At 60.5% G+C, this 21,146-nt stretch carries 23 protein-coding genes and 1 riboswitch; of the genes, 14 read left to right on the top strand and 9 right to left on the bottom strand.

What is annotated here, in order from left to right:
• Nucleotides 1-141 precede the first annotated feature (141 nt).
• Entirely contained in the window at nucleotides 142-1,416 is a 1,275-nt protein-coding gene (locus tag BFQ01_RS03820) for a uracil-xanthine permease family protein (RefSeq protein ID WP_027604799.1), read from the bottom strand.
• Nucleotides 1,417-1,418: 2 nt separating this feature from the next.
• Nucleotides 1,419-2,057 (bottom strand): uracil phosphoribosyltransferase, encoded by a 639-nt coding sequence (gene upp / locus BFQ01_RS03815; RefSeq protein WP_027604798.1) that lies wholly within the window; start codon nucleotides 2,055-2,057, stop codon nucleotides 1,419-1,421.
• A 163-nt stretch (nucleotides 2,058-2,220) separates the two neighbouring features.
• Here upp and BFQ01_RS03810 point away from each other — a divergent pair, with 163 nt between their 5' ends.
• The 4 genes from BFQ01_RS03810 (at nucleotide 2,221) to BFQ01_RS03795 (ending at nucleotide 4,187) form a co-directional block, all read left to right on the top strand.
• On the top strand, nucleotides 2,221-2,778 hold the full coding sequence (locus BFQ01_RS03810; RefSeq protein ID WP_027604797.1) for a hypoxanthine-guanine phosphoribosyltransferase: 558 nt from the start codon (nucleotides 2,221-2,223) through the stop codon (nucleotides 2,776-2,778).
• Between the two features lie 3 nt (nucleotides 2,779-2,781).
• Entirely contained in the window at nucleotides 2,782-3,249 is a 468-nt protein-coding gene (locus BFQ01_RS03805; RefSeq protein WP_065924284.1) for a WbuC family cupin fold metalloprotein, read from the top strand.
• A 35-nt stretch (nucleotides 3,250-3,284) separates the two neighbouring features.
• Nucleotides 3,285-3,770: a hypothetical protein gene (locus BFQ01_RS03800; protein ID WP_065924283.1), complete on the top strand. Its 486-nt coding sequence runs from the start codon at nucleotides 3,285-3,287 to the stop codon at nucleotides 3,768-3,770.
• Between the two features lie 129 nt (nucleotides 3,771-3,899).
• Entirely contained in the window at nucleotides 3,900-4,187 is a 288-nt protein-coding gene (locus BFQ01_RS03795; RefSeq protein WP_027604794.1) for a PA4642 family protein, read from the top strand.
• 130 nt (nucleotides 4,188-4,317) lie between these two features.
• Here BFQ01_RS03795 and mqo read toward each other — a convergent pair whose 3' ends face one another.
• Nucleotides 4,318-5,844 carry a malate dehydrogenase (quinone) gene (mqo, locus tag BFQ01_RS03790; protein WP_065924282.1) on the bottom strand — a complete coding sequence of 509 codons (1,527 nt, stop codon included), beginning with the start codon at nucleotides 5,842-5,844 and terminating at the stop codon, nucleotides 4,318-4,320.
• Nucleotides 5,845-6,572: 728 nt separating this feature from the next.
• Nucleotides 6,573-6,806, bottom strand: a complete 234-nt coding sequence (locus BFQ01_RS03785; protein ID WP_065924281.1) for a hypothetical protein — start codon at nucleotides 6,804-6,806, stop codon at nucleotides 6,573-6,575.
• Nucleotides 6,807-7,000: 194 nt separating this feature from the next.
• On the opposite strand from BFQ01_RS03785, the gene BFQ01_RS03780 reads away from it, so the two are divergent.
• Complete coding sequence (locus BFQ01_RS03780; protein WP_065924280.1) at nucleotides 7,001-7,588, top strand: YajG family lipoprotein; 588 nt, start codon at nucleotides 7,001-7,003, stop codon at nucleotides 7,586-7,588.
• A gap of 58 nt (nucleotides 7,589-7,646) precedes the next feature.
• On the opposite strand, the gene BFQ01_RS03775 is transcribed toward BFQ01_RS03780, so the two are convergent.
• Nucleotides 7,647-7,856, bottom strand: coding sequence for a hypothetical protein (locus BFQ01_RS03775; protein ID WP_027604790.1), 210 nt, complete (start codon nucleotides 7,854-7,856; stop codon nucleotides 7,647-7,649).
• 183 nt (nucleotides 7,857-8,039) lie between these two features.
• Between BFQ01_RS03775 and BFQ01_RS03770 the strand changes: the two genes are divergently transcribed.
• The gene (locus tag BFQ01_RS03770) at nucleotides 8,040-8,297 is read left to right on the top strand and encodes a hypothetical protein (protein ID WP_065924279.1); all 258 of its coding nucleotides are present in this window, start codon (nucleotides 8,040-8,042) and stop codon (nucleotides 8,295-8,297) included.
• 60 nt (nucleotides 8,298-8,357) lie between these two features.
• On the opposite strand, the gene BFQ01_RS03765 is transcribed toward BFQ01_RS03770, so the two are convergent.
• Nucleotides 8,358-9,521: a 1-acyl-sn-glycerol-3-phosphate acyltransferase gene (locus BFQ01_RS03765; RefSeq protein WP_174556991.1), complete on the bottom strand. Its 1,164-nt coding sequence runs from the start codon at nucleotides 9,519-9,521 to the stop codon at nucleotides 8,358-8,360.
• A gap of 132 nt (nucleotides 9,522-9,653) precedes the next feature.
• Here BFQ01_RS03765 and BFQ01_RS03760 point away from each other — a divergent pair, with 132 nt between their 5' ends.
• The 4 genes from BFQ01_RS03760 to BFQ01_RS03745 all read left to right on the top strand — a co-directional run bounded on the left by BFQ01_RS03760 (nucleotide 9,654) and on the right by BFQ01_RS03745 (nucleotide 11,735).
• The gene (locus BFQ01_RS03760; RefSeq protein ID WP_027604787.1) at nucleotides 9,654-9,836 is read left to right on the top strand and encodes a CPXCG motif-containing cysteine-rich protein; all 183 of its coding nucleotides are present in this window, start codon (nucleotides 9,654-9,656) and stop codon (nucleotides 9,834-9,836) included.
• Between the two features lie 11 nt (nucleotides 9,837-9,847).
• Complete coding sequence (locus BFQ01_RS03755) at nucleotides 9,848-10,108, top strand: putative signal transducing protein (protein ID WP_065924277.1); 261 nt, start codon at nucleotides 9,848-9,850, stop codon at nucleotides 10,106-10,108.
• A gap of 36 nt (nucleotides 10,109-10,144) precedes the next feature.
• Complete coding sequence (locus BFQ01_RS03750; protein ID WP_065924276.1) at nucleotides 10,145-10,765, top strand: SOS response-associated peptidase; 621 nt, start codon at nucleotides 10,145-10,147, stop codon at nucleotides 10,763-10,765.
• Between the two features lie 151 nt (nucleotides 10,766-10,916).
• Complete coding sequence (locus BFQ01_RS03745) at nucleotides 10,917-11,735, top strand: M48 family metallopeptidase (protein ID WP_027604784.1); 819 nt, start codon at nucleotides 10,917-10,919, stop codon at nucleotides 11,733-11,735.
• A gap of 141 nt (nucleotides 11,736-11,876) precedes the next feature.
• On the opposite strand, the gene BFQ01_RS03740 is transcribed toward BFQ01_RS03745, so the two are convergent.
• The 3 genes from BFQ01_RS03740 to BFQ01_RS03730 all read right to left on the bottom strand — a co-directional run bounded on the left by BFQ01_RS03740 (nucleotide 11,877) and on the right by BFQ01_RS03730 (nucleotide 14,716).
• On the bottom strand, nucleotides 11,877-12,461 hold the full coding sequence (locus BFQ01_RS03740; protein ID WP_005784895.1) for a TMEM165/GDT1 family protein: 585 nt from the start codon (nucleotides 12,459-12,461) through the stop codon (nucleotides 11,877-11,879).
• An 89-nt stretch (nucleotides 12,462-12,550) separates the two neighbouring features.
• Nucleotides 12,551-12,670, bottom strand: a riboswitch (yybP-ykoY riboswitch).
• A 51-nt stretch (nucleotides 12,671-12,721) separates the two neighbouring features.
• The gene (locus tag BFQ01_RS03735; protein WP_065924275.1) at nucleotides 12,722-13,720 is read right to left on the bottom strand and encodes a class I SAM-dependent methyltransferase; all 999 of its coding nucleotides are present in this window, start codon (nucleotides 13,718-13,720) and stop codon (nucleotides 12,722-12,724) included.
• A gap of 30 nt (nucleotides 13,721-13,750) precedes the next feature.
• The gene (locus BFQ01_RS03730; RefSeq protein ID WP_065924274.1) at nucleotides 13,751-14,716 is read right to left on the bottom strand and encodes a 2-hydroxyacid dehydrogenase; all 966 of its coding nucleotides are present in this window, start codon (nucleotides 14,714-14,716) and stop codon (nucleotides 13,751-13,753) included.
• An 84-nt stretch (nucleotides 14,717-14,800) separates the two neighbouring features.
• Between BFQ01_RS03730 and BFQ01_RS03725 the strand changes: the two genes are divergently transcribed.
• The 4 genes from BFQ01_RS03725 to BFQ01_RS03710 all read left to right on the top strand — a co-directional run bounded on the left by BFQ01_RS03725 (nucleotide 14,801) and on the right by BFQ01_RS03710 (nucleotide 20,912).
• On the top strand, nucleotides 14,801-15,433 hold the full coding sequence (locus BFQ01_RS03725; protein WP_065924273.1) for a LysE family translocator: 633 nt from the start codon (nucleotides 14,801-14,803) through the stop codon (nucleotides 15,431-15,433).
• A 203-nt stretch (nucleotides 15,434-15,636) separates the two neighbouring features.
• Nucleotides 15,637-17,319, top strand: coding sequence for a fatty acid--CoA ligase (locus BFQ01_RS03720; protein WP_065924272.1), 1,683 nt, complete (start codon nucleotides 15,637-15,639; stop codon nucleotides 17,317-17,319).
• Nucleotides 17,320-17,649: 330 nt separating this feature from the next.
• Nucleotides 17,650-19,518 (top strand): DUF1302 domain-containing protein, encoded by a 1,869-nt coding sequence (locus tag BFQ01_RS03715; protein WP_065924271.1) that lies wholly within the window; start codon nucleotides 17,650-17,652, stop codon nucleotides 19,516-19,518.
• A 29-nt stretch (nucleotides 19,519-19,547) separates the two neighbouring features.
• A complete protein-coding gene (locus tag BFQ01_RS03710) occupies nucleotides 19,548-20,912 on the top strand; it encodes a DUF1329 domain-containing protein (RefSeq protein ID WP_065924270.1) in 1,365 nt (454 codons plus the stop codon).
• Nucleotides 20,913-21,146: the final 234 nt, after the last annotated feature.

Here is a 21,146-nt window from a genome sequence, read left to right as displayed (position 1 = left end):
GAAAAACGTCAACGATAACGCGTGCTTCCTGAATGAACGCGGCGCCTGTGAGTTTTTCGCGAGCAAGCTCGCTCCTACAAAAAGCCTTAACTGACTGGCATTAGGGCTTGCCCCCTCCCACATTAGGTTCTGCCATATGTGTTAGATCAGCGGCTCATCCGGCTTCTTGTTCTTCCAGCCATCATTGCCCGGCAGCAACAGGTTCAGGCCAATCGCTACCACCGCACACAGGGCAATGCCTTTCAGGCCGAAGTCATCCGGACCGGTCCCGGTTCCCACCAGCACCCCACCAATCCCGAACACCAGGGTCACCGACACAATCACCAGATTGCGCGCTTCACCCAGGTCGATCCTGTGGCGGATCAAGGTGTTCATCCCCACCGCGGCAATCGAGCCGAACAGCAGGCACAGGATCCCGCCCATCACCGGCACCGGGATGCTTTGCAGCAGTGCGCCGAATTTGCCGATGAACGCCAGGCTGATGGCAAACACTGCCGCCCAGGTCATGATCTTTGGGTTGTAGTTCTTGGTCAGCATCACCGCGCCCGTCACTTCGGCGTAGGTGGTGTTCGGCGGGCCGCCAAACAGGCCGGCGGCCGTGGTGGCGATCCCGTCACCGAGCAGGGTGCGGTGAAGGCCAGGCTTCTTCAGGTAGTCGCGACCGGTCACGCTGCCCACCGCAATCACGCCGCCGATGTGTTCGATCGCCGGGGCCAGGGCCACTGGGACGATAAACAGGATCGCCTGCCAGTTGAACTCCGGCGCGGTGAAGTGGGGCAGGGCGAACCACGGGGCGGCGGCGATCTTCGCCGTGTCGACCACGCCGAAGTAGAACGCCATGGCAAAGCCCACCAGCACGCCGGAGATGATCGGCACCAGGCGGAAGATACCCTTGCCGAACACCGCGACGATCAACGTGGTCAGCAGCGCCGGCATCGAGATCATCATCGCCGTCTGGTAATGAATCAACTCGGCGCCATCGCCGGATTTACCCATCGCCATGTTCGCGGCAATCGGTGCCATGGCCAGGCCGATGGAAATGATCACCGGGCCGATCACCACGGGTGGCAGCAGGCGGTCGATGAAACCGGTGCCTTTGATCTTCACGGCCAGGCCGAGGAAGGTATAGACAAAACCGGCCGCCATCACCCCGCCCATGGTCGCTGCGAGGCCGAACTGGCCCTTGGCAAGAATGATCGGGGTAATGAAGGCAAAGCTCGACGCCAGGAAGACCGGCACCTGCCGCCCTGTCACCAGTTGGAACAACAGCGTGCCCAGGCCGGCGGTGAACAGGGCGACGTTTGGATCAAGACCTGTGATCAGTGGCATCAACACCAGCGCGCCAAATGCTACGAAGAGCATCTGTGCGCCAGACAGGATCTGGCGCCAAAGCGGGTCGTTGAATTCATCCTGCATGCTCACGCGTCCTTCTGCTTGGTGCCGAAGATCTTGTCACCGGCATCGCCCAGGCCTGGGATGATGTAACCGTGTTCGTTCAGGCGCTCATCGATGGAAGCGGTGTAGATCTGCACGTCCGGGTGGGCTTTCTCGACGGCGGCGATGCCTTCGGGCGCGGCCACCAGCACCATGGCGCGGATGTCCCGGCAACCGGCTTTTTTCAGCAGGTCGATGGTGGCAACCATGGAGCTGCCGGTAGCGAGCATCGGGTCGATGATCATGGCCAGGCGCTCGTTGATTTCCGGTACGAGTTTTTCCAGATAAGTGTGGGCCTGCAGGGTTTCTTCGTTGCGGGCGACGCCGACGGCGCTGACCTTGGCGCCCGGGATCAGGCTGAGCACGCCTTCGAGCATGCCGATACCGGCACGCAGGATCGGCACCACGGTAATTTTCTTACCGGCGATTTTCTCGACCTGGACAGTGCCTGCCCAACCTTCGATGTCGTAGGTTTCCAGGGGCAAATCTTTGGTGGCTTCGTAAGTGAGCAGCGCTCCAACTTCCTGAGCAAGCTCACGGAAATTCTTCGTGCTGATGTCGGCACGGCGCATAAGGCCGAGTTTGTGTCGGATCAGCGGGTGGCGGATCTCGCGAGTGGGCATGGGAAAGGCTCCGGCGGCGGGCAAAAAAACCGGCCTAGATTAATCTATCCGAGGGTGTTGTCCTATAGACATCTAGTACGTTAGTCCATTAAGGCTTGCTCGGAGCGCATGAGAAGCGTACCTTCGCCCGCTTTTCTTGCCACAGCACCCCTTGGAGAGCGCCATGTCCGCTGATCTCGAGCATATCCGTCAAATCATGCGCGAGGCTGACTGCCTGTACACCGAAGCGCAAGTCGAAGCAGCGATCGCTAAGGTTGGCGCACACATCACCCGCGAAATGGCCGACACCAACCCGGTGGTCTTCTGCGTGATGAACGGTGGCCTGATCTTCGCCGGCAAATTGCTGACTCACCTGCAGTTCCCGTTGGAAGCGTCCTACCTGCACGCCACCCGCTATCGCAACGAAACCAGCGGCGGTGACCTGTTCTGGAAAGCCAAGCCGGAAGTTTCGTTCATCGACCGCGATGTGCTGATCATCGACGACATCCTCGATGAGGGCCACACCCTGGGCGCGATCATCGACTTCTGCAAACACGCTGGCGCACGTAAGGTGCACACCGCCGTGCTGATCGACAAAGACCACGACCGCAAGGCCCGTCCCGAGTTGAAAGCCGATTTCGTCGGCCTGCCGTGCATCGATCGCTACATCTTCGGTTACGGTATGGATTACAAGGGCTACTGGCGCAACGCCAATGGAATCTACGCCGTCAAAGGTATGTAACCTATGACTCGCTTTCTTGATCAGACGCTGTTTGCCGAGTTGGCCGAGAAAGCGGGCGCCAGCCCCCGTGGCCGGCATCATCACAACTTTCATCAGATGGAAGAACCGTGCCATCGCCTGGCCGTGGGCCTGCAGCCCAGCACGTATGTGCCGCCACATCGGCACTTGAGCGCGGATAAGGCGGAAACCTTGCTGGTCCTCCAGGGTCGCTTGGGCTTGCTGGTGTTCAGCGACACCGGCGAGGTGCTCGCCAAGCGCGTGATGCAGGCCGGCGGCGAATGCTCGGGCGTCGACCTGCCGCCCGGCGTGTTCCATGGCCTGGTGGTGCTCGCCCCCGACACGGTGATGTTCGAGTGCAAGGCCGGGCCTTATCGGCCGGTGGGCGAAGGCGAACTGGCCGATTGGGCGCCCCGTGAAGGCGACGCCAATGTGGCCGAGTATCAACGCTGGATGCTTGCCCAGTTCGATTGAGCTACAGTGCTGGGCCACCTCTTGCGGAGCGGCCCATGAGCCTGTTGATACGCACCTGCGCCGCCCTGGCGTTGACCCTCAGTCTGCCGCTGGCTGCGGCGCCTGCGCCGATGCATGCGCAGTTCCTGCCGCCGGACGATCTGACCCTGCGCGCCGAAACCCCTGACCAGCAGCAACTGCTGCAAGTCACCGAGTATGCGGTGGTGGTGGGCAACCAGCGTCAATCCACGCAACAACCGATCCCGGTGACCTCGCCGCTGATGATCCGTCTCAAGGGCAAGTCCCTGAACAAAGGCGCGACTATCAGCCAGGTGGTGCTCAACTTCGATGCCGAAAGCAAAAGCTTGAAAAAGCCGGTCTACGATGACAAGAGCAAAACCTTGACCCTGTCCTACCCGGTGGCCCAGTACCGAGTGATTGTCGACCTGCTGCGCAATGACGCGGTGTATGTGCAGTTCCTCAGTTACGCCAACGGGCATGTCTGGGCGGATTTGCATACCGGTGCTGTTCGTAGCAAATAGCAAAAACACTGAAGAACCAATGTGGGAAGGGCTTGCCCCCGTCCACATTGGTTCTTCACCGCTTTCGAAGCCTGCGCCTCGCAGGTAGACTTCAAACCCCGTGTAAATGTCTGCTGGCTGGAGTCGGTAATGCGTAAAGATAAGAAACAGGTGATTGGTGACGAGATCGGCGACGACCAGATCAAGTTGTTCCTGGACTTCGAGCCGGTTGACGCGACTTCCCCGTCCCTGCACAAACTGATCAAGGCCTACCGTGGCCTGCGTATCGACGACTTCGAACGCTTCCTGGTTTTCTTCAAGGCGGCCGGTTTGGACCTGGATGGCAAGGATGAGCACGGCCAGACCTTTGTCGACCTGATCAAGGACCAGCGCAACGCCGCCGACTATATCGAGCTGATCGACAACGCCCGCGGCTGATTATTCCCGGCCACAAAAAGCGCCCCGTTCTCATCGCGAGAACGGGGCGTTTTTGCTTTTTACTGTAGGAGCGAGCTTGCTCGCGAAAAAACAGAGAACGCCGCGTTAAACCAGATGCGCTGCGTTATCGTTAACGATCTTCGCGAGCAAGCTCGCTCCTACCGGTCTCGGCGGCAGATTCAACCAGTTCGAGGCTGATGTTGTTCTGCGTATTGATCTTGCGATACAGCTCGGCATCAGTCTCCAGGACCTTCTCCCGTGCCGGGAAGATCTCGTGCAGCTTGGTCGCCCACTCACCGGCAGTTTTCTGCGGGAAGCACCGCTCGATCAGTTCCAGCATGATCGACACGGTCACCGAAGCGCCTGGGGACGCACCCAGCAGTGCTGCCAGTGAGCCATCTTTAGCCGCGACCAGCTCGGTGCCAAATTGCAGCACGCCGCCTTTCTTCGGGTCTTTCTTGATGATCTGCACCCGTTGGCCGGCCACTTCCAGGCGCCAGTCTTCGGCTTTCGCTTCAGGGTAGAAGCGACGCAGGGATTCCAGGCGCTGCTCCATGGACTGCATCACTTCGCTGACCAGGTACTTGGTCAGGTCCATGTTGTCGCGGGCCACGGCCAGCATCGGGCCAATGTTGCCGGCGCGAACCGACAGCGGCAGGTCGAGGAACGAGCCGTGCTTGAGGAACTTGGTGGTGAAGCCGGCGTAGGGCCCGAACAGCAGGGATTTCTTGCCGTCGACTACGCGGGTGTCCAGGTGCGGCACGGACATCGGCGGCGAGCCCACAGCGGCCTGGCTGTAGACCTTGGCCTGGTGGTGCTTGACCACTTCCGGGTTGTCGCAACGCAGCCACTGGCCGCTGACCGGGAAACCGCCAAACCCTTTGCTTTCTTCGATACCCGAGGCCTGCAGCAGCGGCAGGGCCGCGCCACCGGCGCCGAGGAACACGAACTTGGCGTCCACTTCGCGGCTGTTGCCGCTGTTGACGTCCTTGATGCTCACGGTCCAGCCTGCGCCGTTACGCTTGAGGCCGGTCACGCGCTTGCTGTACTTGACCTGAGCGCCCGGGGAGCTGGTCAGGTGAGTGAGCAACTGGTTGGTCAGGGCGCCGAAGTTGACGTCGGTGCCGTTCATCACACGGGTGGCCGCGATTTTTTCGTCGAGCGGGCGCCCCGGCATCATCAGCGGCATCCACTCGGCCATTTCGCTGCGGTCTTCGGTGTAGTGCATGTCCGAGAACGCATGGTGCTGGCTGAGGGTTTCAAAGCGCTTCCTGAGGAACTCCACGCCTTTTTCGCCCTGCACGAAGCTCAGGTGCGGCACCGGGCTGATAAAGGACTTGGACGAGCCAAAGGTGCCCTTCCTGGTCAGGTAGGCCCAGAACTGCTTCGACACCTCGAACTGGGTGTTGATGTGCACGGCTTTCTTTATGTCGATGGAGCCATCGGCGGCCTGGGGCGTGTAGTTCAGCTCACACAGCCCGGCGTGGCCGGTACCGGCGTTGTTCCACGGGTTGGAACTTTCCGCGGCACCCGAGTCCATCAGCTCAACGACTTCCAGCTTGAGGCCGGGGTCGAGCTCTTTGAGCAGTACGGCCAGGGTGGCACTCATGATGCCGGCCCCTACCAGTACTACGTCGACTGCTTCGTTATGCGCCATTTAACGCGTCTCCAAAATCTGCAGCACCAAATTGACGGCATGGCTGCCAGGAGTGACGGGGCGTTTCACGTGTTGCCCCAGGTTACCCATGGCCAGGATCGCCATGTCCGTTTCGCAATTCCTTGCACATTCAGCACACGCTTCCTGCCCGGCCTGATCTGCCTATGAACGCATTCATGGGCGCCTGTGGCAATTCGACTTATGGTCAAAGCGTGCGATTCGTGCAATCAATCCGTAGCGGACAGGCTCAAGCTCCGGTGTTTGCGGAGTACTCGGGCCTGTGTGGTTGGGCTGTTCCAGACGCTGATGGTGCTTGTACAAACGCCAAACTATTCATTTGCTCGCCACACTCTTGTGAAGTTGTGAAAACCCGTTTTTTTCACGCTCTTTTGAAGACGTGAACCTCAAAAAAGGGCTGCCCCGGCCTGGCACCTGGCCCGCAAACCTCTGCCGACACGCGGCAAAACGGGCAAACAACTCAAGTGGCCGAGCGCAATGGCAGCTCTGGCAGATTCGGTAAAGGCGGGTGGATTGCAAAGGAAACAGCAAGCGCGCCAGCTTCACAGGATCTGTGTGGGCGGCTCTCTGTGGGCGATTCTTGGGGTTAATACCGAGGCATTAACGATGCTGCGAGGCCCGATCAGGAGACGTCCTTATAATCGGGGGGAGATTGTAGCGAAGAACGCCGGGGAAATGGGCGGGTTTTATGACTTTTATTAGGCGTTCGGTCAGGCGGCCAACGCCTGGTGACGTAGCGACCGCGCAGGGCGTGGGCTTACACGGGCGCGAGCCGGCAACGGATGATGCATCCAGCTCAGGCGAATTTCTTCGATTTCCACCCAGCCTTCGCCGACGGGAGGCTGGCAGCACGCTTTGAACGCCTGGCAACGGCCTTGCGCATCGAGCAGGGCGAACTGGCGAAGGGCGGGCTTGCGCGTAAACAGCGACCAGAGAAAATGCATGGCGATCAACCTCCTGAGATTGAGGCCAAGCATGCCAGCCCGGGATGACGAGCCCATGTAACGGCTATGACATATCGGTGACATCGAACCGCAGGCGAAGCCCCGGGTCACAGGTTGTAACTGACGCTAGTTCCCTGCAGGGGCGCCCCGCTATACTGCCGGCCTGTCGGTACCTGATTTCTGGAGAGAAGCGCATGTTGCAACGCCTGTTGTTCGGTTTGATCACTGTGACCAGCTTGACCCTGGTTGGCTGCGCCAACAGCCCGCAGCAACTGACCCCGGAACCGAAAATCACCACGCAGCTGGCCCCGGTGGGCCATGGCCAGCCGGTGTCGGTACGGGTGGTGGACGGTCGTCCGTCGCCGACACTCGGTTCGCGCGGTGGCCTGTACCCGGAAACCGCCCTGGTGTCGGTGAACGCTCAAGACGTGCTGCCCAAGCTGCAAGCCCAGGCGGAAGCGGCCGTGCGCCTGCTGGGTTTCACCCCCAGCCCCAACGCGCCGGGCGCTCCGCAGTTGACGATCACCCTGGCCGAGTTGAAGTATCAGTCGCCTAAAGACGGTCTTTACGTGACCGAGGCGTCCATTGGCGCCACCTTCAAGTCCGACGTCACCGCCGGCACCCGTCGCTACAGCGGCCGTTACGGTGCGTCGCTGAACCAGCGCTTCGGCATGTCGCCTAACCAGGAAACCAACACCAGGCTGGTCAGCGACGTCCTGAGCGATGCCTTGACCCGCCTGTTCAAGGACCCAAGCATCGGTTCATTGCTCAGCTCGCAGTAATCGCTCAAACAAAAAAACCGGGCTCAGCGATGAGTCCGGTTTTTTTATGCCTTCAGTTTCACGCGGCCGTGTCGATACAAAAGTCCAGCATGCTCACCCCCGTCAACAGATCGGCCTCGGGCAAGTCCGCATGCTGGTGCCCGCCAAGGGCGCAATACACCAGCCAGTGGCGGTCCTGCACGTTGAACGCCAGGCCGCCGATCAGCGCCTCCTGCTCGTCGCTTTGGGCAATCAGATACAGCCGATCCTGGTTGTGCGCGTGCAGCATGACAAGCTCCTGAATGTTCGAAGGGCAACAGAGTGGCTTGTTAAGGTGACGTTCAGGTGACGGCGTAAATTACTGGATACATTAGCCGTCCATGGGAGATGGAGCGGTTTTGGTGCTCGAGGCCACTACCGTCAAGGTTTGTATCTGAACCGATACCCACAGACTGTTTCATCGAGGTTTGCGATGGCGCTGCCCGCACTATTGATCAATGCCGTGGCTTTATCAGTGGCCTGCCCAGGCGCTGCGCTGCTGTTCATCACCCGCCTGCGCGAGCAACGCGCCATGGCTGAACTGACGGCGCAAAGTGAAGATCGCGCAATCGACCAGCCCATGCTGTTCCTGGATGTGCGCACCGAGCGGGCGCACCGTGTGGCTTACCGCATCGGGTTCGCCTGCCTTGGACTGGCGCTGGCTACTTCCTGGCTCAGCACCCGAATCTAAAAAAACGCAGAACCAATGTGGGAGGGGGCTTGCCTCCTCCCATATTTTCTTGATCGGTGGTTACAGCGGGATTCCAGCCTTGACCCGATACTGATTGCGCACTGGCGTCGCGTATTGCACCACCAGGAAAGGCCGGTGCTCGGCCGGGCATTCGTTCAAGCGCCGCTCCCACTCCGCCTTCGCCTTGGCCAGTTCATCCGCCGGGAACACGTCGGCCGCCTTCGGCACCTGCAACTGCGGGTCGGCATCGCTCCACTGGGCGTACGCCAGGTAGTGCACCGGGAACAGCCGGTAGCCGCCGAGAATCTGCCGATCCATTTCCACGGCCAGGACCTTGGTGTCTTCGAAACGCTCGGTAATCGGCGGCGCGAAGTTGATATGTACGCGGCCTTTGTAGCCGGTGATGCCCAGGGCAATGCTGACGTCATCCTCGCCTTGCGCCTTGACGTAGGTGCCGGTGGTGGCGCGGATATACAGTTCGCGGGCCTTGGCGGCATCGCACGGGTCGTACTCGTAGCTGATGGACACCGGCGTCAGGTTGAGTGACTGGATCACTTCGGCAAACGGCTCGTCCTTGCGGCTGACATGGAACATCTTGAGGATCGCCGACTCGGTGCGGTCATCCCCGTCCTTGGCGCGGCCTTCGGCCTGGGCGATCCAGATCGACTGGCAGTCGTTGCGGATCGAATGGTTGATATAGGCCGACAGCAGGTTGAACGCCGCCATCTTCTCCTTTCGCCCGGTGATCGAACGGTGCACGATGAAGCTCTTGTTCAGGCGCATCAGGTCACTGACAAACGGCTTTTGCAGCAGGTTATCGCCGATGGCGATGCGTGGCGTCGGCAGGCCGGCGTGGTAGACGGCATAGTTGACGAAGGCCGGGTCCATCACGATGTCGCGGTGGTTGGCCAGGAACAGGTAGGCGGTGCCGGATTTGAGCTGTTCGACGCCGGTGTAGGTCACGCCGTCGGTCGCCCGGTCAATGGTGTGGTCGACGTAATACTCGACTTTGTCCTGAAGCGTGGCCACGGTGGTGACACCGGCGAACTCGCGGCGCAGTTTGCGCGCGATCATCGGCTTGAGCAGCCAGCCCAGGGCGCCGGCAAAGCGCGGGAAGCGGAAGTGGGTCAGGATGTCCAGAAAGGCCTTGTCACTGAACAGCCGGGCCAGCACTGCCGGGACTTCGCTGTCGTTGTAAGGTCGGATGGTATCGAATTCGCCCATCATGCTCTCTTGTTAGAAACGGCTAGGGTAAGTAAAGGAAATACCAGGGAGCGTCCGGGCAATTGGCCCGGCCGGAAAATAGCCCTGTAAATAGACCGGCGATTATACGCACAAGTCACCTGGGAGACTGCGATGCTGGAAACTGCTCTGTACGATTGTCCTTATTGTGGTGAGGCGGTAGAGACCGCGGTGGATTTATCCGGCGGTGATCAGACATACATCGAGGACTGTCAGGTGTGTTGCCGACCGATCATTTTCAACCTGCAGGTCCATGGTGAAGAGTGGATGCTCGAAACCCGCAGTGAAAACGAATAACAGGTACGCCCATGCAGCGAATCTACGAACCGGAAAACCTGATGGAAGGCGAGTTGCTGCAGCAAATGCTCGCCAGCGAGGGCATCGAGGCGCACCTGGTAGGGCGCCATTTGCTCGGCGGCACGGGGGAGTTGCCGATCTTCGGCCTGCTGGGGCTGGAAGTGGACAACGACCTGGCGGCTGAAGCCCGCGAGCTGATTACCGCCTATATCGGTGCGCAACCCCTGCCCGGCGACGAACCCGACAGCTTCCCCGACGTATTGGTCTGTTAGGCTGTCGGTCGGTTTACCCAAGAGTCGTGTTGCCCCATGTGTGGACGTTATGCCCTGTTTCGCTGGAACCCTACCTTTGCTGCCCTGCCGGGCTTTCCGACCGACCAGCAGGCCCAGTGGAACATCTCCCCGAATGATTCGGTGCTGATCCAGCGCCTAAATGACGGCCAGCGCACCCTGGCACGGGCGCGCTGGGGCCTGACGCCGCCCTGGCTGACTGACCTTTCCCGCACCCCGGCCCATTCCCGTGCCGAAACCCTGGCCGAGCAACCGATGTTTCGCGAAGCATTTCGCCAGCGCCGTTGCCTGCTGCCCGCCAACGGCTTTTACGAATGGCGCGGCACCCAGCGCAAGCGTCCGTACTGGCTGACGCCGGGGGAGGGCTCGACCCTGTTTTTTGCAGCGATCTGGGAGGCGTACCCGGTGCAGGAGCAGGTGTGGCTGAGTACGGCAGTGGTGACCCAGGCCGCCCAGAATCAGCGCCGGCCGTTGATTCTGGACGCGGCGGGTCAGGCCGCCTGGCTCGATCCCGAGACGCCCTTGCATGTGTTGCAAGGCTTGCTGGCCAGTGAGCCGGTCCCATTGCGTGAGCGAGTCCTGGCCAACATGGTCAATGATCCCAAGCTCAACGGGCCGGAGTGCCTGACCCCGGCCTGAGCCTGAGGCCGGTTGCTCACTGAAGTTGCCGGGCGTGTGAGATGTGTCCGAAATTCATCGGTTACACGTCTGTTGTATCTGGCGCCGATACAAATGAGCGCCTACGATACGCGCCATGTTTTCAGGGCGTCTTTTCAGGGAGAGTGTATTGATGAAGAAATCATTGGCCGTAAGTGTATTGGCGGCAGGCGTGTTGCTGGCCGGGTGTCAGTCGGTCAACACCACCAGCGGCGGCGCGGTCGGGGTTGAGCGCAAGCAATATATGTTCAGCATGCTGTCGAGCCAGGAAGTCGACCAGATGTATGCCCAGTCCTACCAGCAGACCCTGGGCGAGGCCAGCAGCAAAGGCCAGTTGGACAAGACCAGCGCCAATGCCAAGCGCGTGCAGGCGATCGCCAATCGCCTGATCGCCCAGGCGCCGACCTTCCGCCCGGATGCGGCGCAGTGGAAGTGGGAAGTGAACCTGATCAAGAGCGATGAGATGAACGCCAACTGCGGGCCTGGCGGCAAGATCTTCGTGTACAGCGCGTTGATCGACAACCTCAAGCTCACCGACGATGAACTGGCCGCGGTGATGGGCCATGAAATCGCCCACGCCTTGCGTGAGCATGGCCGCGAAGCCATGTCCAAGGCCTACGGCATCGAGATGGCCAAGCAGGGCGCCGGTGCGTTGTTCGGCCTGGGCCAGGACAGCCTGGCGCTGGCCGATACCGTGGCCAACTACGGCATGACCTTGCCCAACAGCCGCAGCAATGAAAACGAAGCGGACCTGATCGGCCTGGAACTGGCGGCCCGTGCCGGCTACAACCCGAACGCGGCGATCACGCTGTGGAACAAGATGGCCAAGGCTTCGGAAGGCGCACCGCCGGAGTTCATGAGCACTCACCCGGCTTCCGACAGCCGGATCGCCTCGTTGCAGGCAGCGATTCCGAAGGTGATGCCGCTCTACCAGCAGGCCAAGAAGTCCTGATCGACGCCGTGTAGGAGCGAGCTTGCTCGCGAAAAACGTCAACGATAACGCGTGTTGCCTGAATAAACGCGGCGCCGGTGAGTTTTTCGCGAGCAAGCTCGCTCCTACAGGCATCAGGGTAAACCATCTTCCGTGTTTGGCTTAGATCCAGCCACTGCTCTGCATGGCCTTGTACACCGCCACAATCGCCAGGACAAAGAACGCTGTAGCCGCCAATCGGCGAATCAATGTCAGCGGCAGTTTCTCCGCCGCAAAATTCCCCGCCAGAACCACCGGCACGTTGGCAATCAACATGCCCAGGGTGGTGCCGATAATCACCAGCCACAGTTCCGGGTACTGCGCCGCGAGCATCACCGTGGCGATCTGGGTCTTGTCCCCGATTTCCGCCAGGAAGAATGCAATCAGCGTGGTCAGGAACGGCCCGAACTTGCGCGTGGTGCTGGCTTCGTCGTCGTCGAGTTTGTCTGGCACCAGGGTCCACAGCGCGGTGGCGCAGAAGCTGGCCGCGAGAATCCAGTGCAATACCGCATCCGAGAAGAAACTCCCGAACCAGGCCCCCACGGCACCGGCGGCCGCATGGTTGGCCAGGGTTGCAGCGACGATGCCGGCGATGATCGGCCAGGGCTTGCGAAAGCGTGCAGCAAGGATGAGCGCGAGCAGTTGCGTCTTGTCGCCGATTTCGGCCAAGGCAACGATTGCGGTAGGAACGAGCAATGAATCCAGCATCAGGTAGGTTTCCAGGGGCGGGTCGACACGGCTATGACACGTACAGCCTTCCCGCCCCGGGTAAGGTGTGCGTGTCATAGGTCTTGTCAAACCCCGGTCCGTCTGTGCGGACTCCTGGGTCGCATACGCCATGGCCTGTTGACCAAGTATGTTGACGTATGCCGGACGAGCGTGGCGCTCGTGGGAGACTACTCCCCTAGGACGGAGCGGATTCTGCCTAGGCAAAATCCATTCGGCAAGCGTTCTTTTTCAAACCGCCATCAGCCGCGCTTGGCACGGTAGATGCGAAAACCATTGCCTTCGGCCTTGACCGCACACACGCCCAGATGCTCTTCGATCAACGGCTGGTACTTCAGGAAGCTGTTAGCCACCAGGCGAAGTTCGCCACCTTTTGCCAGGTGTTTCGCCGCTTTTCGCAGCAGGTTCTCCGTGGCGAAATAGTCGGTGTGCACGCCGACATGAAACGGTGGGTTGCTCAAGATTGCATTCAACCCCATCGGCGCAGCGTCAATGCCATCACCGGTCAGCACATCGGCTTCCAGGCCGTTGGCGGCCAGGGTCAGGCGACTGCTGGCGGCGGCGAAAGCATCCACATCCAGCATCGTTACGCTGTTGTGCGGGTAGCGACGTTTGACCGCCGCCCCCAACACGCCGGCGCCGCAACCGAAGTCGAGCAAATGGCCGCTCGGCAGTTTGTCCAAGTGTTCCAGCAACAGCTCGGTGCCGCGATCCAGACGGCCGTGGCTGAATACACCCGGCAGGCTCACCACCTTGAGCGGGCCTTCGGCCAGCGGCACATCGAACACCTGCGCCAGGCTTTCCAGCTCGACCGCTTGCGGGGCGTTGGCCACGGTGATTTGCCACAGCTGGCAATGCCGCGCGCTGTCGAGCTTGCGCGGTTTGCCATACGGGGCCATTTGCCTGGCGGCGCTTTCGATACCGCCTTTTTTCTCGCCTACCAGGAACAGCTCGGCGCCGGGCAGTCGCGCTGCCACTGCGTTGAGCAGGTAATCGGTGAGGTCCTTGGACTTGGGCAGGAAGATCACCGCCGCATCGAACCCGCGCTCGGGCGCATTCACCCCAAACTGGCTGCGCTCCGGGAAGCGCGCGTCGAGCGCCGCCTGGTCGCCGGCATGCCAGCACCAGCCGTGGGCGTTGGGCAGGCGACCCAGCAGGTCGTCGGCGGGCAAACCCACCAGCAGCAGGTTGCCTTGAAAAAGTTCGGCCTGACGAAGCAGTACTTCACTGCGCGGATCCATGGTCTGCTCCTTGAAAAGGAGCGCAGTTTATCAACTGACGACACGCAGCGGGGCGCCGCTGAAAAAGCCCCGGGCGTTTTCCGCCAGTTGGCCGACGATACGCTGCCGCGCTTCACGGCTGCCCCAGGCGTTGTGGGGTGTGACGATCAGTCGAGGAATATTGCCGGCCAGCAGCGGGTTGCCATTGACCGGTGGCTCAACACTCAGCACGTCGGTCGCTGCGCCGCCCAGGTGGCCGCCGCGCAACGCGTCAGCCAGGGCCTGCTCGTTGATCAAGCCACCGCGCGCGGTGTTAACGATGAACGCGCCGGGCTTGAGCAGCGCCAGTTCACGGGCGCCGATAAAGTCGCGGGTGTGTTCATTGAGCGGGCAGTGCAAGGTGAGTGCGTCCACCTGCGCGAGCAATTCATCCAGCGGCACGCGGTCGGCACGGGCGGGGCGCCCGGGAATCGCGCCGAGTAGCACGCGCATCCCGAAGGCTTCGGCCAGGCGCGCCACGGCACTGCCCAATTCGCCATGGCCCAGCAGGCCGAGGGTTTTGCCTTCCAGCTCGACAATCGGGTGGTCCAGCAGGCAGAACTGCTTGGCCTCTTGCCATTTGCCGGCGCTCACATCGCGTTGATAGTCCTTCAGGCGCGTCGCCAGGTTGAGCAACAGCATGATCGTGTGCTGCGCCACCGACGGTGTGCCGTAGCCCTGGCAGTTGCTCACGGTGATGCCATGGGCGCGGGCGGCTTCCAGGTCGATGTTGTTGGTGCCGGTGGCCGATACCAGGATCAACTTGAGTTCCGGGCAGGCCCCCAGGGTCTCGCTGTTGAGCGGGATTTTGTTACTGATCGCCACCTGCGCGCCTTGCAGGCGCTCGACCACATTCTGCGGCGTGGTGCCTGTCAACAACTGCAAGTCGCTGAAACTGTCTCGCAACTCGCTGAGATCGAGGTCGCCCAGATCCAGGGACGGGTGATCAAGGAAGACGGCGCGGCGATTGTTCGTCATCAACTGTACCTTTTGCGACAGGGTTCGAAGGCGTAATCTGCCGAGCCTACCAGATGAAATAATCCGTTACTTAATGGAGTGAGTATGTACGCCGCCGAGTTTTTGACCGTAGCCCTGATTCACCTGTTGGCGGTGGCCAGCCCCGGCCCGGATTTCGCGGTGGTGGTGCGTGAGAGCGTGACCCACGGCCGCCGCGCCGGAACCTGGACTGCGTTGGGCGTGGGCTCGGCGATTTTCCTGCACGTGGGCTATTCGTTGCTTGGCATCGGCCTGATCGTGTCCCAGTCCATCGTGTTGTTCAACGCACTGAAATGGGCCGCCGCCGCCTACCTGCTGTACATCGGCTTCAAGGCCCTGCGCGCCAAACCGGCCAAGCCTGCCGTCGAGGGCGAGTTGCACCGCGAAGCGGGCGAGCGTACCCCGCGTGGCGCGTTTACCGCAGGCTTCGTCACCAACGGCCTGAACCCCAAGGCGACGTTGTTCTTCCTGTCGCTGTTCACCGTGGTGATCAACCCGCACACACCGCTGGCGATCCAGGCCGGCTACGGCGTGTACCTGGCGGTGGCGACGGCGTTGTGGTTCTGCCTGGTGGCGATGTTGTTCAGCCAGCAGCGCGTGCGCGCCGGGTTTGCACGGATGGGGCATTGGTTTGATCGGACCATGGGAGCAGTGTTGATTGCGATTGGGGTGAAGTTGGCGTTTACCAGCGCGAAATAAACGCTGTTCTCAAGTAAACACAATCCAGTGTGGGAGGGAGCAAGCCCCCTCCCACATTTGACCTCCATTGTCCCTGAATAATGGCTCAAAGCTAGCATTCCCCAGCCTCTGCAAATCATTCCTTTGGCTGATTTAGCTGAAACATAACCTCTCTACAGTGCAGGTCTTCAAGCCAAGACCGTGCAGTCATAAAAGGGATTCGTATGTTGCAGACCCGTGTTATTCCGCCCGCCGAAGGTGCGTATCAATACCCGCTGTTGATCAAGCGCCTGTTGATGTCCGGTACCCGTTACGAGAAGACCCGGGAAATTGTCTATCGCGACAAGCTGCGCTACACCTACCCGACCTTGATCGAGCGCGTCGCGCGCCTGGCCAACGTGCTCACCGAAGCCGGGGTCAAGGCCGGTGACACTGTGGCGGTGATGGATTGGGACAGTCATCGTTACCTGGAATGCATGTTCGCCATCCCGATGATCGGCGCGGTGATCCACACCATCAATGTGCGCCTGTCGCCGGAACAGATTCTCTACACCATGAACCACGCCGAGGACCGCTTCGTGCTGGTCAACAGCGAGTTCGTGGGGCTCTACCAGGCCGTTGCCGAGCAGCTCACCACCGTGGACAAGACGCTGCTGCTCACCGACGGCGAAGCCAAGACCGCCGAGTTGCCCAACCTGGTCGGTGAGTATGAAACCCTGCTGGCCGCCGCCAGCCCGAAGTACGATTTCCAGGACTTCGACGAACACTCCGTCGCCACCACCTTCTACACCACCGGCACCACCGGCAACCCCAAGGGCGTGTACTTCACCCATCGCCAACTGGTGCTGCACACCATCGGCGTGGCGACCATCATGGGCAGCGTCGACAGCGTGCGCCTGCTGGGCACCAACGACGTGTACATGCCGATCACGCCGATGTTCCACGTGCATGCCTGGGGCCTGCCGTATGTGGCGACCATGCTTGGCCTGAAGCAGGTCTACCCCGGCCGCTACGACCCGGAATACCTGGTAGAGCTGTGGCGCAAGGAGAAGGTCACCTTTTCCCACTGCGTGCCGACCATCCTGCAAATGGTGCTCAACGCCAAGGCTGCCCAAGGCATCGATTTTGGCGGCTGGAAAATCGTCATCGGCGGCAGTGCGCTCAACCGCACGCTGTATGAGGCGGCAAAGGCCCGTGGGATTCAGCTCACCGCGGCGTACGGCATGTCCGAGACCGGCCCGCTGGTGTCCTGCGCCCACCTCAACGAAGAACTGATGGCCGGCACCGAGGACGAGCGCATCAGCTACCGCATCAAGGCCGGCGTGCCCGGGCCGTTGGTGGAAGCGGCGATCATGGACGCCGAGGGGAATTTCCTGCCCGCCGACGGCGAGTCCCAGGGTGAGTTGGTGCTGCGCGCGCCGTGGCTGACCGAGGGGTATTACAACGAGCCGCAGAAGGGCGCCGAGCTGTGGGCGGGTGGCTGGATGCACACCGGCGACGTGGCCACCCTCGATGCATTTGGGGTGATCGATATTCGCGACCGCATCAAGGATGTGATCAAGACCGGCGGCGAGTGGATCTCCTCCCTGGCCCTCGAAGATCTGGTCAGCCGTCACCCGGCGGTACGCGAAGTAGCGGTGGTGGGCATTGCCGACCCGCAGTGGGGCGAGCGCCCGTTTGCGTTGTTGGTGGTGCGTGATGGCCATGAGATTGGCGCCCGCGAGCTCAAGGAACACCTCAAGCCTTTTGTCGAACTGGGCCATCTGAGCAAGTGGGCGATTCCGAGCCAGATCGCCGTTGTTACGGAAATTCCCAAGACCAGTGTCGGCAAGCTCGACAAAAAACGTATCCGTATTGACATCATTGAATGGCAGGCCAACAACAGCACCTTCCTGTCCACCCTCTGAGCTGATTTGCCGTGCCCTCGTGGCACGGCGATGCTCTATCTCGCGCCTTCACTTGTGATTTGCCAATTTTCAGCCATCCTTGCCGCGTCGGCCTTCGCCGACATGGCGAAAGGGCTGTGGCAGACGGGTTGGTGATGCAAATCACACTTTAGAGGGATCAAGCGGTACCCCCTGCTGGCTATAGTCCCACCCAGAGTTTTTCAAGGATGCATCGCTTCGGGCCATGGAGGTTCAGTTGCCAGGCGGCATTGGAATCGTTGTATTCCGGCCGTTACAAGCATCACAGAACAAACTCACTGCCATAACAATAATGCACATGGAGTAGCGTCGATGACCTCAGTAAACCAGTTCTGGCGCCGGGCAAGACTGCCCCTGGCCGTCAGTCTCGCCTCTACGCTCGCCGGGCCCGCATTCGGCGTCAGTTTCAATATCGGTGAAATCGAAGGTAGTTTTGACTCGTCGCTTTCGGTGGGGGCGAGCTGGTCGACAGCCAAGCCCAACCAGGACCTGATCGGTGCCAACAACGGCGGCAACGGTCTGTCCCAGACCTCCGATGACGGCCACTTGAACTTCAAGCGTGGCGAAACGTTCTCGAAGATTTTCAAGGGCATTCATGACCTGGAGTTGAAATACGGCGACACCGGCGTGTTTGTGCGCGGCAAGTACTGGTATGACTTCGAACTGCAGGATGAGAGCCGCGAGTTCAAGGACATCAGCAACAACAACCGCAAAGAGGGCGCCAAGTCTTCTGGCGGGCAGATTCTCGATGCGTTTATCTACCACAACTACTCCATTGCCGATCAGCCCGGCAACGTGCGGTTCGGTAAGCAGGTAGTGAGCTGGGGTGAAAGTACTTTCATCGGTGGTGGCATCAACTCCATTAACCCGATCGATGTGTCTGCATTCCGTCGTCCGGGCGCCGAAATCAAGGAAGGTTTGATTCCGGTCAACATGTTCTACGTGTCGCAGACCCTGACCGATAACTTGTCGGCGGAAGCCTTTTATCAGTTGGAATGGGACCAGACCGTTACCGATAACTGCGGCACTTTCTTCTCTCAGCCTGATGTTATTTCCGATGGCTGCAGTGACAATTTGCGAGTATTGAACAGCCGTCGCTTCCTACCCGCCGGAGTACTGCCAGGGCTCGCCGCAAATGGCGTCGACGTTAACAACGAGGGCGTATTGGTGCGTCGCGGCCCGGATCGTGATGCGCGCGACAGTGGTCAGTTCGGTGTCGCGTTCCATTACAACTACGAGCCTCTGGATACAGAGTTCGGCGCTTACTTCATGAACTACCACAGCCGCGCTCCGATCTTCAGTGCCCAGGGCGCCCCGCAATCGAAATACACCGGCGCAACGCCAGGTGTGCCTGGTCAATTGCGTCCGCTGGTGGTCGCGGGTAACTCCAATTATTTCGTTGAGTACCCAGAGGATATTCGTCTCTATGGCTTGAGTTTCTCCACCACCCTGCCCACGGGGACTGCATGGAGCGGCGAGTTTAGCTACCGTCCTAATGCCCCGGTCCAACTGAGCACCACCGACATCCTGTTTGCCGGTGTGAAACCTATTGGTGGGCCGGTCCTCGGCAATGCGTCGTTGCTCAACGGGGCTCCGGGCCAGGACTTGCATGGTTATCGTCGTAAGGAAATCAGCCAGTTCCAAACGACATTTACCCACTTCTTCGACCAAGTCATGGGCGCTAGCCGTTTGACCCTGGTGGGTGAAGTAGGTGTAACCCATGTGGGTGGTCTGGAGAGCAAGTCGGATGTGCGCTACGGTCGTGACCCTGTCTTCGGCCCTGGTACGCTGCCGAATAATGCCTGTGCGGCGTTGAACACGTCTACGGCTCAAGGCGCCGGCCTGGCAAATGCCAACGGACTGAACACTAACTGCAACAACGATGGCTTCACCACTGCCACTTCCTGGGGGTATCGCGGTCGGGCTATCTGGGAATACCCGGACGTTTTCGCCGGCGTAAACCTCAAGCCAAACGTGGCATGGTCCCATGACGTCAAGGGGTACTCCCCGGGTCCTGGCGCCAACTTCGAAGAGGGCCGCAAAGCCGTCAGTCTGGGCCTGGATGCCGAATACCAGAACACCTACACCGCCAGCCTGAACTACACCAACTTTTTCGGTGGTGATTTCAGCACGGTGAATGACCGCGACTTCGTCGCCCTGAGCTTCGGCGCCAACTTCTAAGCACACTGTATTTTCAGGAAGACCAGAACATGAAAATAACCAAAAGTCTGTTGCACGTGGGTGTGCTTGGGCTGTCGATCCTGGCGAGCAATGTCATGGCGGCAGTGTCGGCGGATGAGGCCGCCAAGCTGGGCACGACCCTGACGCCGATGGGCGCGGAAATGGCCGGTAACGCGGCCGGCACCATCCCGAAATGGTCGCCGATGCCGACCAACGCCGGCGCTGTGGATGCCAAAGGTTTCCTCGCCAACCCGTACGCCAGTGAACAACCGCAATTCACCATCACCGCGCAGAACGTCGAGCAGTACAAAGACAAGCTGGCACCGGGGCAGTACGCGATGTTCAAGCGTTACCCGGAAACCTTCAAGATGCCGGTCTACCCGACCCATCGCGGCGCTACCGTACCGGCCGATGTGTTCGCCTCCATCAAGAAGAACGCCACCACCACCAACCTCGTGTCTGGCGGCAACGGCCTGGAAAACTTCGAAACCGCCATACCGTTCCCGATCCCGAAAAGCGGCGTGGAAGTCATCTGGAACCACATCACCCGTTATCGCGGTGGCAGCGTGACCCGCCTGGTGACCCAGGCCACGCCGCAAACCAACGGCTCCTACAGCCTGGTGTACTTCCGCGACCAGTTCGTGTTCCGCGACAAGATGAAGGACTTCGACCCGAAGAACCCGGGTAACGTGCTGTTCTACTTCAAGCAGCAAGTGACCGCCCCGGCACGTCTGGCCGGTGGTGTGCTGCTGGTGCACGAAACCCTGGACCAGGTGAAGGAGCCGCGTTCGGCGTGGGTCTACAACGCCGGCCAGCGCCGCGTGCGCCGGGCGCCGCAAGTGTCCTATGACGGGCCGGGTACCGCCGCCGACGGCCTGCGTACCTCCGACAACCTCGACATGTACAACGGTGCGCCGGACCGCTACGACTGGAAACTGGAAGGCAAGAAGGAAATCTACATCGCCTCCAACAGCTACAAGATCGATGATCCGAAGCTCAAGTACGCCGACATCATCAAGGCCGGCCACATCAACCAGGACCTGGCACGCTACGAGCTGCGCCGTGTCTGGCACGTGGTCGCGACCTTGAAGGAAGGCCAGCGCCACATCTACGCCAAGCGTGACTTCTACATCGACGAAGACACCTGGCAAGCCGCAGTGATCGACCACTACGACGGCCGTGGCCAACTGTGGCGTGTCGCCGAAGCCCATGCCGAGAACTACTACGACAAGCAAGTGCCGTGGTACGCCCTGGAAACCCTCTACGACCTGCAGTCCGGCCGCTACCTGGCCCTGGGCATGAAGAACGAAGAGAAGCAGGCCTATGACTTCGGCTTCACCGCCACCACCAGCGACTTCACCCCGGCGGCCCTGCGCCAGGACGGTGTTCGCTAAGTTGCACGAGTAACTCAAGGTGGGAGGGGGCTTGCCCCCGATAGCGATGTGACAGTCAGCGCAGCATTGACTGATCCGCCTCTATCGGGAGCAAGCCCCCTTCCACTTTTTGTTTGCGGCGATATTTCTTGTCTCAGTTCTTTTTCAGGCAAATGTTGCAAAGATCTACAAACCCGCCGCTTTTACCGCTAGTCTGCGGACATCTGCAATGCCGACAACAGCCTTCTACAAGAG

It is taken from the genome of Pseudomonas sp. 8 R 14, assembly GCF_900005955.1.
In the GTDB taxonomy this organism is placed as follows: domain Bacteria; phylum Pseudomonadota; class Gammaproteobacteria; order Pseudomonadales; family Pseudomonadaceae; genus Aquipseudomonas; species Aquipseudomonas marginalis.
Note: the sequence above shows the minus strand (reverse complement) of the source record. Positions and strands in the feature narration are given on the sequence as shown.

Coding starts and splice junctions, on each gene's coding strand:
- BFQ01_RS03820 (WP_027604799.1), bottom strand. CDS start 1,416: ATGCAGGATGAATTCAACGACCCGCTTTGGCGCCAGATCCTGTCTGGC.
- upp (WP_027604798.1), bottom strand. CDS start 2,057: ATGCCCACTCGCGAGATCCGCCACCCGCTGATCCGACACAAACTCGGC.
- BFQ01_RS03810 (WP_027604797.1), top strand. CDS start 2,221: ATGTCCGCTGATCTCGAGCATATCCGTCAAATCATGCGCGAGGCTGAC.
- BFQ01_RS03805 (WP_065924284.1), top strand. CDS start 2,782: ATGACTCGCTTTCTTGATCAGACGCTGTTTGCCGAGTTGGCCGAGAAA.
- BFQ01_RS03800 (WP_065924283.1), top strand. CDS start 3,285: ATGAGCCTGTTGATACGCACCTGCGCCGCCCTGGCGTTGACCCTCAGT.
- BFQ01_RS03795 (WP_027604794.1), top strand. CDS start 3,900: ATGCGTAAAGATAAGAAACAGGTGATTGGTGACGAGATCGGCGACGAC.
- mqo (WP_065924282.1), bottom strand. CDS start 5,844: ATGGCGCATAACGAAGCAGTCGACGTAGTACTGGTAGGGGCCGGCATC.
- BFQ01_RS03785 (WP_065924281.1), bottom strand. CDS start 6,806: ATGCATTTTCTCTGGTCGCTGTTTACGCGCAAGCCCGCCCTTCGCCAG.
- BFQ01_RS03780 (WP_065924280.1), top strand. CDS start 7,001: ATGTTGCAACGCCTGTTGTTCGGTTTGATCACTGTGACCAGCTTGACC.
- BFQ01_RS03775 (WP_027604790.1), bottom strand. CDS start 7,856: ATGCTGCACGCGCACAACCAGGATCGGCTGTATCTGATTGCCCAAAGC.
- BFQ01_RS03770 (WP_065924279.1), top strand. CDS start 8,040: ATGGCGCTGCCCGCACTATTGATCAATGCCGTGGCTTTATCAGTGGCC.
- BFQ01_RS03765 (WP_174556991.1), bottom strand. CDS start 9,521: ATGGGCGAATTCGATACCATCCGACCTTACAACGACAGCGAAGTCCCG.
- BFQ01_RS03760 (WP_027604787.1), top strand. CDS start 9,654: ATGCTGGAAACTGCTCTGTACGATTGTCCTTATTGTGGTGAGGCGGTA.
- BFQ01_RS03755 (WP_065924277.1), top strand. CDS start 9,848: ATGCAGCGAATCTACGAACCGGAAAACCTGATGGAAGGCGAGTTGCTG.
- BFQ01_RS03750 (WP_065924276.1), top strand. CDS start 10,145: ATGTGTGGACGTTATGCCCTGTTTCGCTGGAACCCTACCTTTGCTGCC.
- BFQ01_RS03745 (WP_027604784.1), top strand. CDS start 10,917: ATGAAGAAATCATTGGCCGTAAGTGTATTGGCGGCAGGCGTGTTGCTG.
- BFQ01_RS03740 (WP_005784895.1), bottom strand. CDS start 12,461: ATGCTGGATTCATTGCTCGTTCCTACCGCAATCGTTGCCTTGGCCGAA.
- BFQ01_RS03735 (WP_065924275.1), bottom strand. CDS start 13,720: ATGGATCCGCGCAGTGAAGTACTGCTTCGTCAGGCCGAACTTTTTCAA.
- BFQ01_RS03730 (WP_065924274.1), bottom strand. CDS start 14,716: ATGACGAACAATCGCCGCGCCGTCTTCCTTGATCACCCGTCCCTGGAT.
- BFQ01_RS03725 (WP_065924273.1), top strand. CDS start 14,801: ATGTACGCCGCCGAGTTTTTGACCGTAGCCCTGATTCACCTGTTGGCG.
- BFQ01_RS03720 (WP_065924272.1), top strand. CDS start 15,637: ATGTTGCAGACCCGTGTTATTCCGCCCGCCGAAGGTGCGTATCAATAC.
- BFQ01_RS03715 (WP_065924271.1), top strand. CDS start 17,650: ATGACCTCAGTAAACCAGTTCTGGCGCCGGGCAAGACTGCCCCTGGCC.
- BFQ01_RS03710 (WP_065924270.1), top strand. CDS start 19,548: ATGAAAATAACCAAAAGTCTGTTGCACGTGGGTGTGCTTGGGCTGTCG.